Origin of the sequence: Streptacidiphilus melanogenes (assembly GCF_000787835.1) — a bacterium.
Lineage (GTDB): Bacteria > Actinomycetota > Actinomycetes > Streptomycetales > Streptomycetaceae > Streptacidiphilus > Streptacidiphilus melanogenes.
The window spans coordinates 23,611-38,735 of sequence record NZ_BBPP01000036.1; the positions used below are offsets into that span (position 1 = coordinate 23,611).

The 15,125-nt window shown below is 67.5% G+C and carries 10 protein-coding genes and 1 tRNA gene; 1 reads left to right on the forward strand and 10 read right to left on the reverse strand.

Going from position 1 to position 15,125, the window contains the following annotated elements:
- Positions 1 to 36: 36 nt before the first annotated feature.
- Positions 37 to 1,257 (forward strand): DUF2786 domain-containing protein, encoded by a 1,221-nt coding sequence (locus TR49_RS29480; protein WP_084725580.1) that lies wholly within the window; start codon positions 37 to 39, stop codon positions 1,255 to 1,257.
- Between the two features lie 97 nt (positions 1,258 to 1,354).
- Here the strand turns inward: TR49_RS29480 and TR49_RS29485 are convergent, their stop codons facing one another.
- The 10 genes from TR49_RS29485 to TR49_RS29530 form a co-directional block, all read right to left on the reverse strand.
- A complete protein-coding gene (locus tag TR49_RS29485; RefSeq protein ID WP_042387015.1) occupies positions 1,355 to 5,254 on the reverse strand; it encodes a DNA-directed RNA polymerase subunit beta' in 3,900 nt (1,299 codons plus the stop codon).
- A gap of 125 nt (positions 5,255 to 5,379) precedes the next feature.
- Positions 5,380 to 8,853, reverse strand: coding sequence for a DNA-directed RNA polymerase subunit beta (rpoB, locus tag TR49_RS29490; protein ID WP_042387017.1), 3,474 nt, complete (start codon positions 8,851 to 8,853; stop codon positions 5,380 to 5,382).
- Between the two features lie 655 nt (positions 8,854 to 9,508).
- Positions 9,509 to 9,892 carry a 50S ribosomal protein L7/L12 gene (gene rplL, locus TR49_RS29495; RefSeq protein WP_042387019.1) on the reverse strand — a complete coding sequence of 128 codons (384 nt, stop codon included), beginning with the start codon at positions 9,890 to 9,892 and terminating at the stop codon, positions 9,509 to 9,511.
- A 78-nt stretch (positions 9,893 to 9,970) separates the two neighbouring features.
- Positions 9,971 to 10,543, reverse strand: a complete 573-nt coding sequence (gene rplJ, locus TR49_RS29500) for a 50S ribosomal protein L10 (protein WP_042387021.1) — start codon at positions 10,541 to 10,543, stop codon at positions 9,971 to 9,973.
- A 349-nt stretch (positions 10,544 to 10,892) separates the two neighbouring features.
- A complete protein-coding gene (locus TR49_RS29505) occupies positions 10,893 to 11,741 on the reverse strand; it encodes an SCO4651 family lipoprotein (RefSeq protein ID WP_042387023.1) in 849 nt (282 codons plus the stop codon).
- A 198-nt stretch (positions 11,742 to 11,939) separates the two neighbouring features.
- A complete protein-coding gene (gene rplA, locus TR49_RS29510; RefSeq protein ID WP_042367724.1) occupies positions 11,940 to 12,662 on the reverse strand; it encodes a 50S ribosomal protein L1 in 723 nt (240 codons plus the stop codon).
- Between the two features lie 104 nt (positions 12,663 to 12,766).
- Entirely contained in the window at positions 12,767 to 13,201 is a 435-nt protein-coding gene (gene rplK / locus TR49_RS29515; RefSeq protein WP_042387025.1) for a 50S ribosomal protein L11, read from the reverse strand.
- A gap of 354 nt (positions 13,202 to 13,555) precedes the next feature.
- Positions 13,556 to 14,353, reverse strand: coding sequence for a transcription termination/antitermination protein NusG (nusG, locus tag TR49_RS29520; protein ID WP_236653579.1), 798 nt, complete (start codon positions 14,351 to 14,353; stop codon positions 13,556 to 13,558).
- Between the two features lie 102 nt (positions 14,354 to 14,455).
- Positions 14,456 to 14,788 (reverse strand): preprotein translocase subunit SecE, encoded by a 333-nt coding sequence (secE, locus tag TR49_RS29525; RefSeq protein ID WP_042387028.1) that lies wholly within the window; start codon positions 14,786 to 14,788, stop codon positions 14,456 to 14,458.
- Between the two features lie 111 nt (positions 14,789 to 14,899).
- Positions 14,900 to 14,972, reverse strand: a tRNA-Trp gene (locus TR49_RS29530).
- Positions 14,973 to 15,125 lie beyond the last annotated feature (153 nt).

Genomic DNA, 15,125 nt, shown 5'->3' on the forward strand with positions numbered 1-15,125 from the left:
TTCGAGCAGCGTCTTTCGACTTGAGACACTGGGGGTATGAGCAGGGATTCAGGGACCCGCGAGCTGGTCGCGCAGGCACTGCGGGACACCCGGTACGCACCGCCGCGGCAGGCCGAGCGAGCGGTCGAGGACTGGGCCTCGCGGCTGTCCGCGCAGGGCGCCGAACGCGTCGCCGTCGACCGCGAACTCCTTTGCCAGGCCGAGGAGTTGCTCGGCTCCATGTGGTCGCGCGGCTTCTGGCAGCCGGCCGACGTGGTCCGGCTCACCCGTCGGCAGCTGAAGCCGGCCCACGTCTCCCTGGCCGTCGACCTGATCGCGGCGGAGGCCCGCCGCTACTCCCCCGCGGCGTTCGACCGCCGCTGGGCGGAGCAGCTGCGCGAGCTCGACGCGGAGCGGCCGGGTTGGGCGGAGGACGCCGACTGGCTCGGGACGGCGTCCGCGCGGCTGCGCCTGGACCGCTTCTCCTCGGTGATCCACCTGCTGGAGCTGCTGCGCCTGTGGGGCACGGCCCCGGTGCTCACCCAGGTCGGCCCGGTGCCCGGGTCCGGCGCCGTGCTCACCGCGCCGGTGCCCGGCGAGCCGAAGCAACTGGCGCGGATCCGCGCGCTGCTGGCCAAGGCGGAGGCGACGACCTACGCCGAGGAGGCGGAGGCCTTCACTGCGAAGGCGCAGGAGCTGATGGCCCGCCACAGCATCGACGAGGCGCTGCTCGCGGCGCGCAACGGGGACCGCACGCTGCCTGCGGCGATCCGGGTGGGCATCGACAACCCGTACGAGTCGGCGAAGGCTCTGCTGCTGGACGCGGTCGCCTCCGCGAACCGCGCCCAGGCGGTCTGGGACAAGCAGAACGGCTTCTGCACCGTCGTCGGCTTCGAGGCCGACCTGGACGCGGTGGAGCTGCTCTTCACCTCGCTGCTGGTGCAGGGAGTCACCGCGATGAACAGCGGCAGGGTCCAGCAGGGCGGACGCAGCAAGGCCTTCCGCCAGTCCTTCCTGGTCGCCTACGCCAGCCGCATCCGCGAGCGACTGACCGCCGCGACGGCCCAGGCGGAGGCGGAGACCTCGGCAGGCAACCTCCTGCCCGTCCTGGCGGCCCGCCAGGAAGCCGTCGAAGAGCAGACGCTGGCGCTCTTCCCCAGCATCAAGAAGGGCCGCGCGATCCGGGTCTCGGACCTGGACGGCTGGGAGCAGGGACGAGCAGCTGCGGACAAGGCCCACCTGCACTCGACCCAGGGCCGCGGGGAACTGCGCGAGTAACCACGCGAGGCGGACGGCCCCGCGCCCCTGAAGGTGCAACTGAACGCCGGAGGCCCGGCTCCCCTTTCGGGGAGCCGGGCCTCTTCGTCTGCGGCTGTCAGCCCGTGTACGGGCCGTAGTCGTAGTCGTCCAGCGGGACGGCCTGGCCGGAGCCTGCGCCGAAGGGCGAGTAGTCCATGTCGTCGTAGCCGACGGCGGAGTACATCGCGGCCTTCGCCTCCTCCGTGGGCTCCACCCGGATGTTGCGGTAGCGGGGCAGGCCCGTACCGGCCGGGATGAGCTTACCGAGGATGACGTTCTCCTTGAGGCCCAGCAGCGGGTCGGACTTGGCGTGGATCGCCGCGTCCGTCAGGACCCTGGTCGTCTCCTGGAAGGAGGCGGCCGACAGCCAGGACTCGGTGGCCAGCGAGGCCTTGGTGATACCCATCAGCTGCGGACGGCCGGAGGCGGGGTGACCGCCCTCGGAGACCACACGACGGTTCTCGACCTCGAAGCGGCCGCGCTCGACGAGCTCGCCCGGGAGCAGCTCGGCGTCGCCCGACTCGATGATCGTCACGCGGCGGAGCATCTGCCGGATGATGATCTCGATGTGCTTGTCGTGGATCGACACACCCTGGGAGTTGTAGACCTTCTGGACTTCCTCCACCAGGTGCACCTGCACCGCGCGCTGGCCCATGATGCGCAGCACGTCGTGCGGGTTCACGGTACCGGCGGTCAGCTTCTCGCCGACGCCGATCCAGGAGCCCTCCTCGACCAGCAGCTTGACGCGCTTGGAGACCGGGTAGGCGATCTCGTCGCTGCCGTCGTCCGGCGTGATGACCAGCTTGCGGGTCTTCTCGGTGTCCTCGATGCGGATGCGGCCGGCCGCCTCCGCGATCGGGGCCACACCACGCGGGTTACGGGCCTCGAAGAGCTCGACGACACGCGGCAGACCCTGGGTGATGTCGTCACCGGCCACACCGCCGGTGTGGAAGGTACGCATCGTCAGCTGGGTACCGGGCTCACCGATGGACTGGGCGGCGATGATGCCGACCGCCTCACCGATGTCGACCAGCTTGCCGGTGGCCAGCGAGCGGCCGTAGCACATGGCGCAGGTGCCGACGGCGGACTCACAGGTCAGGATCGAGCGGATCTTGACCTCGGAGATGCCGTGGCGGACCAGCTCGTCGATCATGACGTCGCCCAGGTCCACGCCCGCGGGGGCGATGACCTGGCCGTCGACCACGACGTCCTCGGACAGCGTGCGGGCGTAGACCGAGGTCTCGACGTTGTCGACCTTGCGCAGCGAGCCGTCGGCGGCCACGTTGGCGATCGGCAGCTTGAGACCGCGCTCCGTCTGGCAGTCCTCCTCGCGGATGATGACGTCCTGGGAGACGTCGACCAGACGACGAGTCAGGTAGCCGGAGTCGGCGGTACGCAGGGCGGTGTCGGCGAGACCCTTACGGGCACCGTGGGTGGAGATGAAGTACTCCAGCACGGACAGACCCTCACGGAACGACGCCTTGATGGGACGGGCGATCGTCTCGTTCTTGGCGTTCGACACCAGACCACGCATACCGGCGATCTGACGCATCTGCATCATGTTTCCACGAGCACCCGAGTCGACCATCATGAAGATGGGGTTCGTCTTCGGGAAGTTCGCGTTCATCGCCTCGGCGACCTCGTTGGTCGCCTTGGTCCAGATCGCGACGAGCTCCTGCTGGCGCTCGTCACGGGTGATCAGACCGCGCTCGTACTGCTTCTGGACCTTCTCGGCCTGGGCCTCGTAGCCCTCCAGGATCTGCGGCTTGGTCGGCGGAACGACGACGTCCGAGATCGAGACGGTGACACCGGAGCGGGTGGCCCAGTGGAAACCGGCGGCCTTGAGGTTGTCCAGGGTCGCCGCGACGGTGACCTTGGGGTAGCGCTCGGCCAGGTCGTTGACGATCGCCGAGAGCTGCTTCTTGCCGACCTCGTAGTCGACGAACGGGTAGTCCTCGGGCAGCAGCTCGTTGAAGAGCGCGCGGCCCAGGGTCGTCCGCAGACGCAGCGGCTCACCCTCCGACCAGGTCGGCTTGCCGTCCTCGTCGACCGGAGCCGTCCAGCCGCGCGGCGGAACCGTGCCGGCCGGCAGACGCAGGTCGATCGGGGCCTGCAGGTCCAGCTCCTTGGCGTCGAAGGCCATGACGGCCTCCGAGGTCGCGCCGAAGGCGCGGCCCACGCCACGGAGCGTGTCCAGGTCGCGCTCGGAGGTCAGGAAGAACAGACCGAGCACCATGTCCTGGGTCGGCATGGTCACCGGACGACCGTCGGCGGGCTTGAGGATGTTGTTCGAGGACAGCATCAGGATGCGGGCCTCGGCCTGCGCCTCCGCGGAGAGCGGCAGGTGGACGGCCATCTGGTCACCGTCGAAGTCCGCGTTGAACGCGGTGCAGACGAGCGGGTGGATCTGGATGGCCTTGCCCTCGACCAGCTGCGGCTCGAAGGCCTGGATGCCGAGGCGGTGCAGCGTGGGCGCACGGTTCAGCAGAACCGGGTGCTCGGCGATGACCTCTTCGAGCACGTCCCACACGACCGGGCGGGCACGCTCGACCATGCGCTTGGCCGACTTGATGTTCTGCGCGTGGTTCAGGTCGACCAGGCGCTTCATCACGAACGGCTTGAAGAGCTCCAGCGCCATGGCCTTCGGCAGACCGCACTGGTGCAGCTTGAGCTGCGGGCCGACGACGATGACCGAACGGGCCGAGTAGTCGACGCGCTTGCCGAGCAGGTTCTGACGGAAACGACCCTGCTTGCCCTTGAGCATGTCGCTCAGGGACTTCAGCGGGCGGTTGCCCGGGCCGGTGACCGGACGGCCACGACGGCCGTTGTCGAACAGCGAGTCCACGGCCTCCTGGAGCATGCGCTTCTCGTTGTTCACGATGATCTCGGGCGCGCCGAGGTCGAGAAGCCGCTTCAGGCGGTTGTTGCGGTTGATCACGCGGCGGTACAGGTCGTTCAGGTCGGAGGTCGCGAAGCGGCCACCGTCCAGCTGCACCATCGGACGCAGGTCCGGCGGGATGACCGGGACGCAGTCCAGCACCATGCCGGCCGGCTTGTTGTTGGTCTGCAGGAAGGCGGAGACGACCTTGAGACGCTTCAGGGCGCGGGTCTTCTTCTGACCCTTGCCCGTCTTGATGATCTCGCGGAGCTTCTCGGCCTCCTCCTCCAGGTCGAAGGACTCAAGGCGCTTCTGCAGCGCGGCGGCGCCCATGGAACCCATGAAGTAGGTGCCGAAGCGGTCGCGCAGCTCGCGGTAGAGCAGCTCGTCACCCTCGAGGTCCTGGACCTTGAGGGACTTGAAGCGGGCCCACACCTCGTCGAGGCGGTCCAGCTCACGCTGGGCGCGGTCGCGCAGCTGCTTCATCTCGCGCTCGGCGCCCTCGCGCACCTTGCGGCGAACGTCGGCCTTGGCGCCCTCGTTCTCCAGCTCGGCGAGGTCGGCCTCGAGCTTCTTGGCGCGGTTCTCCAGGTCGGAGTCGCGGCGCTGCTCGACCTGCTGGCGCTCCACGGAGACCTGGGCCTCCAGGGAGGGCAGGTCACGGGTGCGGCGCTCCTCGTCCACCCACGTGATCATGTAGGCGGCGAAGTAGATGACCTTCTCCAGGTCCTTGGGGGCAAGGTCCAGGAGGTAGCCGAGGCGCGAGGGAACGCCCTTGAAGTACCAGATGTGCGTGACGGGGGCGGCCAGCTCGATGTGGCCCATCCGCTCACGGCGCACCTTGGCGCGGGTCACCTCGACGCCGCAGCGCTCACAGATGATGCCCTTGAAGCGGACGCGCTTGTACTTACCGCAGTAGCACTCCCAGTCCCGGGTGGGGCCGAAGATCTTCTCGCAGAAGAGCCCGTCCTTTTCCGGCTTGAGGGTGCGGTAGTTGATGGTCTCGGGCTTCTTGACCTCGCCGTGCGACCACTGACGGATGTCGTCAGCGGTGGCCAGGCCGATTCGCAGCTCATCGAAGAAGTTGACGTCGAGCACTCTCGTCAATCCCTTTCGTCACCCCAGAAATCGGGGCGGGGGTCGAAAACGTCTGTCTGGTCTGAAAGGGGGCCTGGGGGTCGGAGGGCCGGCCTTGCTTGGAATGGAGGCCGGCCCTACCCCTGTCAGACCTCTTCGACGCTGCTCGGCTCGCGCCGGGACAGGTCGATACCGAGCTCCTCCGCGGCGCGGAACACGTCCTCGTCGGAGTCACGCATCTCGATGGACATACCGTCGGACGACAGCACCTCCACGTTCAGGCAGAGCGACTGCATCTCCTTGATGAGGACCTTGAAGGACTCGGGGATGCCGGGCTCGGGGATGTTCTCGCCCTTGACGATGGCCTCGTAGACCTTCACGCGGCCGAGCACGTCGTCGGACTTGATGGTGAGGAGCTCCTGCAGGGCGTAGGCGGCGCCGTACGCCTCCAGGGCCCACACCTCCATCTCACCGAAGCGCTGACCACCGAACTGCGCCTTACCACCCAGCGGCTGCTGGGTGATCATGGAGTACGGACCGGTCGAACGGGCGTGCAGCTTGTCGTCGACCAGGTGGTGCAGCTTGAGGATGTACATGTAGCCGACCGAGATCGGCATCGGGAACGGCTCACCGGAGCGGCCGTCGAACAGCTGGGCCTTGCCGGACTGGCCGACCAGGCGGTCGCCGTCGCGGGTCGGGATGGTGTTCTCCAGCAGACCGGTGATCTCGTCCTCGCGCGCACCGTCGAAGACCGGGGTGGCCAGGTTGGTGCCCGGCTCCGCCTTGTCGGCGCCGATCTTCTGTAGGCGGCGGGCCCACTCGTCGGCGATGCCGGAGACGTCCCAGCCCTGCTTGGCGAGCCAGCCGAGGTGGGTCTCCAGGACCTGTCCCGGGTTCATTCGGGACGGGACACCGAGCGGGTTGAGGACGATGTCGACCGGGGTGCCGTCGGCGAGGAACGGCATGTCCTCGACCGGCAGGATCTTGGAGATGACACCCTTGTTGCCGTGACGGCCGGCGAGCTTGTCACCGTTGGTGATCTTGCGCTTCTGCGCCACGTAGACGCGGACGAGCTGGTTCACGCCCGGGGGCAGCTCGTCGCCCTCCTCGCGGTCGAAGACGCGCACGCCGATGACCTTGCCGGACTCACCGTGCGGGACCTTCAGCGAGGTGTCACGGACCTCACGGGCCTTCTCACCGAAGATGGCGCGCAGCAGGCGCTCCTCCGGGGTCAGCTCGGTCTCACCCTTCGGGGTGACCTTGCCGACCAGGATGTCACCGGTGGTGACATCGGCGCCGATGCGGATGATGCCGCGCTCGTCCAGGTCCGCCAGGACCTCCTCGGAGACGTTCGGGATGTCCCGGGTGATCTCCTCGGGGCCGAGCTTGGTGTCACGGGCGTCGACCTCGTGCTCCTCGATGTGGATCGAGGAGAGGACGTCGTCCTGCACGAGGCGCTGCGACAGGATGATCGCGTCCTCGTAGTTGTGACCCTCCCACGGCATGAACGCCACGAGCAGGTTCTTGCCGAGGGCCATCTCGCCCTCGTCGGTGCACGGGCCGTCGGCCAGGACCTGGCCGGCGATCACGCGGGCGCCCTCGTCCACGATGACCTTCTGGTTGAAGGCCGTGCCCTGGTTGGAGCGCGTGAACTTGGCCACCCGGTAGGTGGTGTAGGTGCCGTCGTCGTTGGCGACGGTGACGTAGTCCGCGGAGACCTCCTGGACCACACCGTCCTTCTCGGCGGTGATGACGTCCGCGGCGTCGACGGCGGCGCGGTACTCCATGCCGGTGCCGACGAGCGGGGACTCGCTCTTCAGCAGCGGGACGGCCTGGCGCATCATGTTCGAGCCCATGAGCGCGCGGTTGGCGTCGTCGTGCTCGAGGAACGGGATCATGGCGGTCGCGACCGACACCATCTGGCGCGGCGAGACGTCCATGTAGTCGATCTCGACACCGGGGATGTAGTCGATCTCGCCGCCACGGCGGCGGACCAGCACACGGGCCTCGGCGAAGGTGTTCTCGTCCGTCAGCGGGGCGTTGGCCTGCGCGATGACGTAGCGGTCCTCCTCGTCGGCCGTCAGGTAGTCGAGGTCGTCGGTGACGACACCCTCGACGACGCGGCGGTACGGCGTCTCCACGAAGCCGAAGGCGTTGACCCGGCCGTAGGAGGCGAGCGAACCGATCAGACCGATGTTCGGGCCTTCCGGGGTCTCGATCGGGCACATGCGTCCGTAGTGGGACGGGTGCACGTCACGGACCTCGAAGCCGGCGCGCTCACGGGACAGACCACCGGGGCCCAGCGCGGACAGACGACGCTTGTGGGTCAGCCCCGACAGCGGGTTCGTCTGGTCCATGAACTGGGACAGCTGGCTGGTGCCGAAGAACTCCTTGATGGAGGCGACGACCGGCCGGATGTTGATCAGGGTCTGCGGCGTGATCGCCTCGACGTCCTGGGTGGTCATGCGCTCGCGCACGACGCGCTCCATACGGGCGAGACCCGTACGGACCTGGTTCTGGATCAGCTCGCCGACGTTGCGCAGACGACGGTTGCCGAAGTGGTCGATGTCGTCATCCTCGATGACGAGCGTCGAGCCGTTCGGCGCGACCGTCTCGGTCTCGCCCGCGTGCAGCTGCACCAGGTACTTGATCGTCGCGATGATGTCGTCGACGGTCAGCACACCGGAGTCGATGCCCTGGGCGACGCCCAGCTTCTTGTTGATCTTGTACCGGCCGACCTTGGCGAGGTCGTAGCGCTTCGGGTTGAAGTAGAGGTTCTCCAGAAGCGTCTGCGCGGCCTCGCGCGTCGGCGGCTCGCCCGGACGCAGCTTGCGGTAGATGTCGAGCAGTGCGTCGTCCTGGCCCTGGGTGTGGTCCTTCTCCAGGGTGGCGCGCATCGACTCGTACTGGCCGAACTCCTCCAGGATCTGCTCGGAGGTCCAGCCGAGGGCCTTGAGCAGCACCGTGACCGACTGCTTGCGCTTGCGGTCGATGCGGACACCGACCATGTCGCGCTTGTCGATCTCCAGCTCCAGCCAGGCACCGCGGGACGGGATGACCTTGGCGGAGTAGATGTCCTTGTCAGAGGTCTTGTCCAGGGTGGTGTCGAAGTAGACGCCCGGGGAACGGACCAGCTGGGACACGACGACACGCTCGGTGCCGTTGATGACGAAGGTGCCCTTGTTGGTCATCAGGGGGAAGTCGCCCATGAAGACCGTCTGGGACTTGATCTCACCAGTCTCGTTGTTGGTGAACTCGGCGGTGACGAAGAGCGGGGCCGCGTAGGTGAAGTCGCGGTCCTTGCACTCGTCGATCGAGTTCTTCGGAGGCTCGAAACGGTGGTCGCGGAAGGTCAGCGACATCGACCCGGAGAAGTCCTCGATCGGAGAGATCTCCTCGAAGATCTCCTCCAGACCGGACTTGGTGGGGACGTCGAAGCCCTCATCGAGGGCGGCGTCGACCCGCGCCTTCCATGCGGCGTTGCCGAGGAGCCAGTCAAAGCTCTCGGTCTGGAGCGCCAAGAGGTTCGGGACCTCAAGAGGCTCCTTGATCTTCGCGAAGGAAATGCGGAGCGGGGCGGTGGATGCGGAGGTGTTCGAGGCGTTGCGCGAGGCGGCCAAGAGGGGGTCCTTCCGAGGGCTCGGACTCACTACGCGCGTACCGGGCCCGCCCGTCTCACGGGTAGCATCCGCGCTCTCGCACCGGACCCTCAGACAGGGGATCTTCCCTGTTCAGAGGCGGTGCGCGGGCGGGGTGCCACCCCTGGTCGGGGCAGCGCAGACTCCGGGCGACGAGTCACGGAGCAGCTAAAAGGCAGCGCAAAGGGACAGTGTAGCCATAGGCTGCACTGCTGTCCAGTCCGGATTCGGAGACCGAATCTCAGAACTCCCTACCTCGCGGGACGCCCCCTCCCGGGGACGTCCTCAGGCGGTCACTTCGTCGCCGGGGGAATGCTTCCCATCGGACGGCGAATCCATGCCTTCTCTGGTGCCTTCGCTCAAGACCTCGCGTCCTGAGAATTGCGCGCTGCTGGCCGTTCGTCAAGGGCACCGGGGCTCTCACCTCGGTTACGGACCGACATCACCCCTGCTGAGCGACGACGACGATCACCATACTCCCGCCCGCTGACAGCGGAGCACCCACGCTAGACCAGATGGCCTGAAACGGACCGTTCCGGACATAAACAAACCGGGGCGATCACTCAAAAGAGTGATCGCCCCGGTTCGGCAGAGCGCTCGCGCTCCGATCCCCCAAGGGACCGGGCCGCGAAAGGTCTTACTTGACCTCGACCGACGCGCCGGCGGCCTTGAGCGCCTCGGCGGCCTTGTCAGCGGCCTCCTTGTTGACCTTCTCGAGCAGCGGCTTCGGCGCACCGTCGACGAGGTCCTTGGCCTCCTTCAGGCCCAGGGAGGTCAGCTCACGCACGACCTTGATGACCTGGATCTTCTTGTCGCCGGCACCGGTGAGGATGACGTCGAACTCGTCCTTCTCCTCAGCGGCCTCGGCAACCGGGGCACCCGGAACGCCGGCGGCAACCGCGACCGGGGCGGCGGCGGTGACGTCGAACTTCTCCTCGAAGGCCTTCACGAACTCGGAGAGCTCGATGAGGGTCATCTCCTCGAACTGCGCGAGCAGGTCGTCCTGGCTGAGCTTCGCCATGATTGGCGTCCTTCCACTAAGTCGGCTGGTGCCGGATGTAATGAACGGCGGGCGTGCACGGCCCGCTGCGAGAACGGATTACTCCGCGGCGGGAGCCTCGTCCTCGACGGCGGGGGCCGGCGTACCGGCACCGCCCTGCTCCTCCACCTTGGCGCGCAGCGCCTCGATGGTGCGAACCATCTTCGACGGCAGAGCCTGGAAGAGCGCGGCAGCCTGGGACTGCTTCGCCTTCATGGCGCCGGCGAGCTTGGAGAGCAGCACCTCGCGGGACTCGAGGTCCGCGAGCTTCTTGATCTCGTCACCGGTCAGCGGCTTGCCGTCAAGCACACCGCCCTTGATGACGAGAGCCGGGTTCTCCTTGGCGAAGTCACGCAGAGCCTTGGCCGACTCCACCGGGTCACCGGTGACGAAGGCGACCGCCGTCGGACCAGTGAACTGGTCGTCCAGCGTCGTGATCCCGGCCTCGTTGGCAGCGATCTTGGTCAGCGTGTTCTTCACCACGGCGTACTCGGCGTTCCCGCCGAGCGAGCGACGCAGCGTCTTCAGCTGCGCCACGGTCAGACCGCGGTACTCGGTCAGCACGGCCGCGTTCGAGACGCGGAACTTGTCCGTGATCTCGGCAACGGCGGCAGCCTTGTCGGGCCTTGCCATAGGCTTACGCCTCCTTCCGTGATGTCGATGCGGGGCCGACCAATGAGTCGACCTGCTGGGCCCGACCGTGGGAAGGAAGCTTCGGTAGAACTACGAAGAGCCCCGGCGCAGGCGCACGGGGCTCTCAACCTTCGCTCGACGCCGTCCGGACTTGCACGGCGGAGCGATGGGACAGAAGTCCTCGAATCAACCTGCGCGGGTCACCCGCAGCTTTCGCTGTGCGGATCCTTCGGCTCCCGCCCGCCCAGGGGCATACGGGAACAACCAGCGGTCTGTGGCTTGTCTCGAGAGTACGGGAACGACCGTCCCAGGGGCAAATCGCCCTCGCGGGCGGGCGGTCGTCGGGCCGTCAGCCCGTCGGCAGCAGCGAGGACATGTCCAGGGTGTCGCTCGCCGCCGGCGGCGTGACAGTGACCGGCGTGGTGCCGTAGTCGGTGTAGTCGATCGTCACGTCCATCGGCACGGACGAGGAGGCGGGCGTGGCCTCGTGCATACGGACCGGCAGGTTCTGGCCGTTGACCCACAGGTCCACGTTCATGGTGCTGACGCCCAGCTTGCTGTCCTGCTGGATCAGGGACTTCAGCTGCGGGTCCTGCTGGGCCGCGAGCTTGGCGAAGTCCACCGTGCCCGAGTAGTGGGTGGTGGAGACGCCGTTGATCGTCTCGGTGCCGACGCGCTTGATGTCGCCGGACGAGGTGAACAGCTTGACCTGGGTGGACGGGTCCTGCCCGTTGCTCTGGTTCAGCGAGGAGGCCAGGGCCGCGTTCTTGGACAGGTCCATCTTCATCCAGTGCTTGCCCTTCATGTCGGCGGGCGCGTTGCCGGTGAAGCCGATGTACATGGTCGTGCCGGACATCATCATGTGCATCGCGGTGCTGCCGCCCAGGCTGGCGGCCATGTCCGGGCTGTTCATGGTCATGTCGAGACCCAACGGCTTCCAGGAGACCTTGCCGTTCCCGGAGATGTCGACCTGCTTGCCCTGGGCGGTGACCTGCTCCTTCATCGTCATGGAGACCGACGTGTACTGCTGCGTGGCCTTGGAGGCCGCCGACATCGCGTCGGCCACGCTGGCCATCGGGACGGATGCCGTGCTCGCCGGGCCGGACGCGGAGGCCTGCTTGCCGCCTCCACAGGCCGACAGGCCGACGACGGCGAGGGCCACGGTGGCTGCGGCGGCGAGAGTACGGGTGTGACGCATGGGAATCCCCCTGTTCGCGAAGCGTGCGAACAACGACGCTACACCCGTCGTACGACGGCGAACGGGCCGGTACCAGGCCTCGAAGAGGCTTGGTACCGGCCCGTTACAGACCTACGGTCCTACGGCGATCCGGTGGGATCAGACCGCAGCTGAGCTGTTGGCGGCGCATGCCGCCCTCGCTCGTCCCTCGCTCGGTCGTCAGACCGCCGCGGGGTCCTCCTCGACGAGGAGGTTGCGGGTGCGGTTCGGGTCCACCTGGATGCCCGGGCCCATCGTGGTGCTCACGGCGACCTTCTTGATGTAGCGGCCCTTGGCGGCGGACGGCTTGGCCCGGAGGACCTCCTCGAGCGCCGCGGCGTAGTTCTCGACCAGCTTCTCGGTGTCGAACGAGGTCTTGCCGATGATCAGGTGCAGGTTCGAGTGCTTGTCGACGCGGAACTCGATCTTGCCGCCCTTGATCTCGGTGACGGCCTTCGCCACGTCGACGGTGACGGTGCCGGTCTTCGGGTTCGGCATCAGACCACGGGGACCGAGCACGCGGCCGAGGCGGCCGACCTTGCCCATGAGGTCCGGGGTGGCGACGACGGCGTCGAAGTCCAGGCGACCCTTGGCGACCTCGTCGATCAGCTCGTCGGCGCCGACGATGTCGGCGCCCGCAGCCTCCGCGGCCGCGGCACGGTCACCGGTCGCGAAGACCAGGACCCGGGCGGTCTTGCCGGTGCCGTGCGGGAGGTTCACGGTGCTGCGGACCATCTGGTCGGCCTTGCGCGGGTCGACACCCAGGCGCATGGCAACCTCGACGGTCGCGTCGAACTTGGTGGTGGAGGTCTCCTTGGCGAGGCGGATGGCCTCGAGGGGGGCGTACAGACGCTCGCGGTCGACCTTGGCGGCCGCGGCAGTCAGAGCCTTGCTGCGCTTCACTGCTGCTCCTACTGGATTTCTTTGGCGTGGAGTCGTGGTTGCGACGGGCCGCGCCCGGCCCTACCACGGGAAAAGCTCTGCTCCTGACGGAGCGGTCGGAGGCCTCAGCCCTCGACGGTGATGCCCATCGAACGAGCGGTACCGGCGATGATGCGCTCGGCCATCTCGATGTCGTTCGCGTTCAGGTCGGGCATCTTGGTGGTGGCGATCTCGCGGACCTGGGCAGCCGTGATCTTGGCGACCTTGGTCTTGTGCGGCTCGCCGGAGCCCTTCTCCACGCCCGCGGCCTTGAGGATCAGCTTGGCGGCCGGCGGAGTCTTGGTGATGAAGGTGAAGGAGCGGTCCTCGTAGACCGTGATCTCCACCGGGATCACCATGCCACGCTGCGACTCGGTGGCCGCGTTGTAGGCCTTGCAGAACTCCATGATGTTGACGCCGTGCTGACCCAGGGCCGGGCCGACGGGCGGCGCGGGGTTGGCCGCACCAGCGTTGATCTGGAGCTTGATAAGCCCCGTGACCTTCTTCTTCTTGGGAGGCATGCTCTCTCCGGGTCCTTACGAGAGGTGTTCCCGACCGGCGCGCGCGAGCGCGACGGCGGGGCCTTGGATGATCGTGCGGCGCCGGGCACACGGCCGACAGCGCACACACATCGAACCAGAATAGCCCGAGACCCCCACGCCCCCGAAATCGCTTACCTGCCGAGCGGCCGGACCACCTCCTGGGCCGGGCCCGGACGCGGAAGTCCTCCGGCGTCAGATCCGGGCCGTGGCCGCCGCCAAGGAGCTGCCGCAGGCTCGGACCGACCCCTCGCCCTGCTCCCCCTCAACGACGGGACCCCGCACCCATGATGGGCGCGGGGTCCGCGGCTGCCGGCCGAAGCGGCCGAGAGGCGATCAGTCGTTCTTGGCGATCTGGTCGAAGGAGAGCTCGACCGGGGTCTCCCGGCCGAAGATCTCGACCAGGCCCTTGACCTTCTTCGAGTCCGGGTTGATCTCGTTGATGGTGGCCTGCAGCGTGGCGAAGGGGCCGTCGGTGACGGTGACCGAGTCGCCGACCTCGAAGTCCAGGACCTGGACCTCGGCGGGACGGACCGGGCTCGGCTTGCCGGCCTCCTTGGCGGCGGCGCGCTCGACGTCCGGGGCCAGCATCTTGACGACCTCGTCCAGCGTCAGCGGGTACGGGTCGTAGGCGTTGCCGACGAAGCCGGTGACACCGGGGGTGTTGCGGACCACGCCCCAGGACTCGTTGGTGAGGTCCATGCGCACCAGGACGTAGCCGGGGAGCTTGTTCTGGCGGATGGTCTTCCGGTCGCCGTTCTTGATCTGGACGACCTCTTCCTGCGGCACCTCGGCCTGGTAGATGTAGTCCTCGACGTTCAGCGAGACGGCGCGCTGCTCCAGGTTCGCCTTCACACGGTTCTCATAGCCCGCGTAGGTGTGGATGACGTACCACTCGCCCGGGGCGGTGCGAAGCTCCTCGCGGAAGGCGGCCACGGGGTCGATCTCCACACCGTCGTCCTCGGTGACGGCGGAGTCGGACTCCTCGAAGGCCTCCGTCGCCTCGGACTCGTCGGCGCTGACCACGGTCACGGCCTCTTCCTCCGCGGAGCGGCCGGCCGTTTCCTCGGCAGCCTCGACCTCGTCGACGTCCGCGCCGCTGTCGACGATCTCCTCGAAGTGGGACTCAGACACGTTGGCTGCTTCTTCCTGCTTGTTGCGATCGGTGGATTCAACGATACCGAAGCAACCGTAGCGGAGCGCCCGGACAACGGGACGAACCGCTCAAGAGAAGGATCAGCCGAAGACGAGCTGCGCGAGTTTCACGAAGCCGGTGTCGAGACCGTAGACGATCGCCATGATCACCAGCACGAAGACGATGACGACCGTCGTGTAGGAGGTCAGGTCCGAGCGGGACGGCCAGACGACCTTGCGCAGCTCGGTGATGATCTGACGGTAGAAGAGCGCGGTGCGCTGGAAGATGTTCGGGCCCTTGTCGCGCTTGCGACCGCCCTTGCTCTCCGGGTCGGCAGCCCGACGGGCACGCTTCCTGTCGCGGCGGGAGAGGTCCTCGCCACTGGCGGAGTTGCCGCTCTCAGGTGTGGCGGTGGAGCCCACGGTCTCCGTCACTTGTCCCTCACCTGATATCCGGGTACCTGTAGGGGCTCCCGCGTGTCACGAGGCCCCTGATTGCACTGCTGACGGTACCGCCTGTCCGAGGTTTCCGACAGAGCGGAACAGCAGGGCCAGAGGGACTTGAACCCCCAACCGCCGGTTTTGGAGACCGGTGCTCTACCAATTGAGCTATAGCCCTTTGAGCCCGTGGTGCGGACTCGCAGTCCCAACCTACAGCATCGCGGCCCCCGCAGATGTCTGCGGCCTGGCGTGCCGTCGGAAGGGCTTCCAACGAGGGTTGAGTGTAGGGGGTGGAAGGCCGGCACGTCGAATGGGTTCACCGCGAGGACCG

Coding starts and splice junctions, on each gene's coding strand:
- TR49_RS29505 (WP_042387023.1), bottom strand. CDS start 11,741: ATGCGTCACACCCGTACTCTCGCCGCCGCAGCCACCGTGGCCCTCGCC.
- rplL (WP_042387019.1), bottom strand. CDS start 9,892: ATGGCGAAGCTCAGCCAGGACGACCTGCTCGCGCAGTTCGAGGAGATG.
- rplK (WP_042387025.1), bottom strand. CDS start 13,201: ATGCCTCCCAAGAAGAAGAAGGTCACGGGGCTTATCAAGCTCCAGATC.
- TR49_RS29480 (WP_084725580.1), top strand. CDS start 37: ATGAGCAGGGATTCAGGGACCCGCGAGCTGGTCGCGCAGGCACTGCGG.
- rplJ (WP_042387021.1), bottom strand. CDS start 10,543: ATGGCAAGGCCCGACAAGGCTGCCGCCGTTGCCGAGATCACGGACAAG.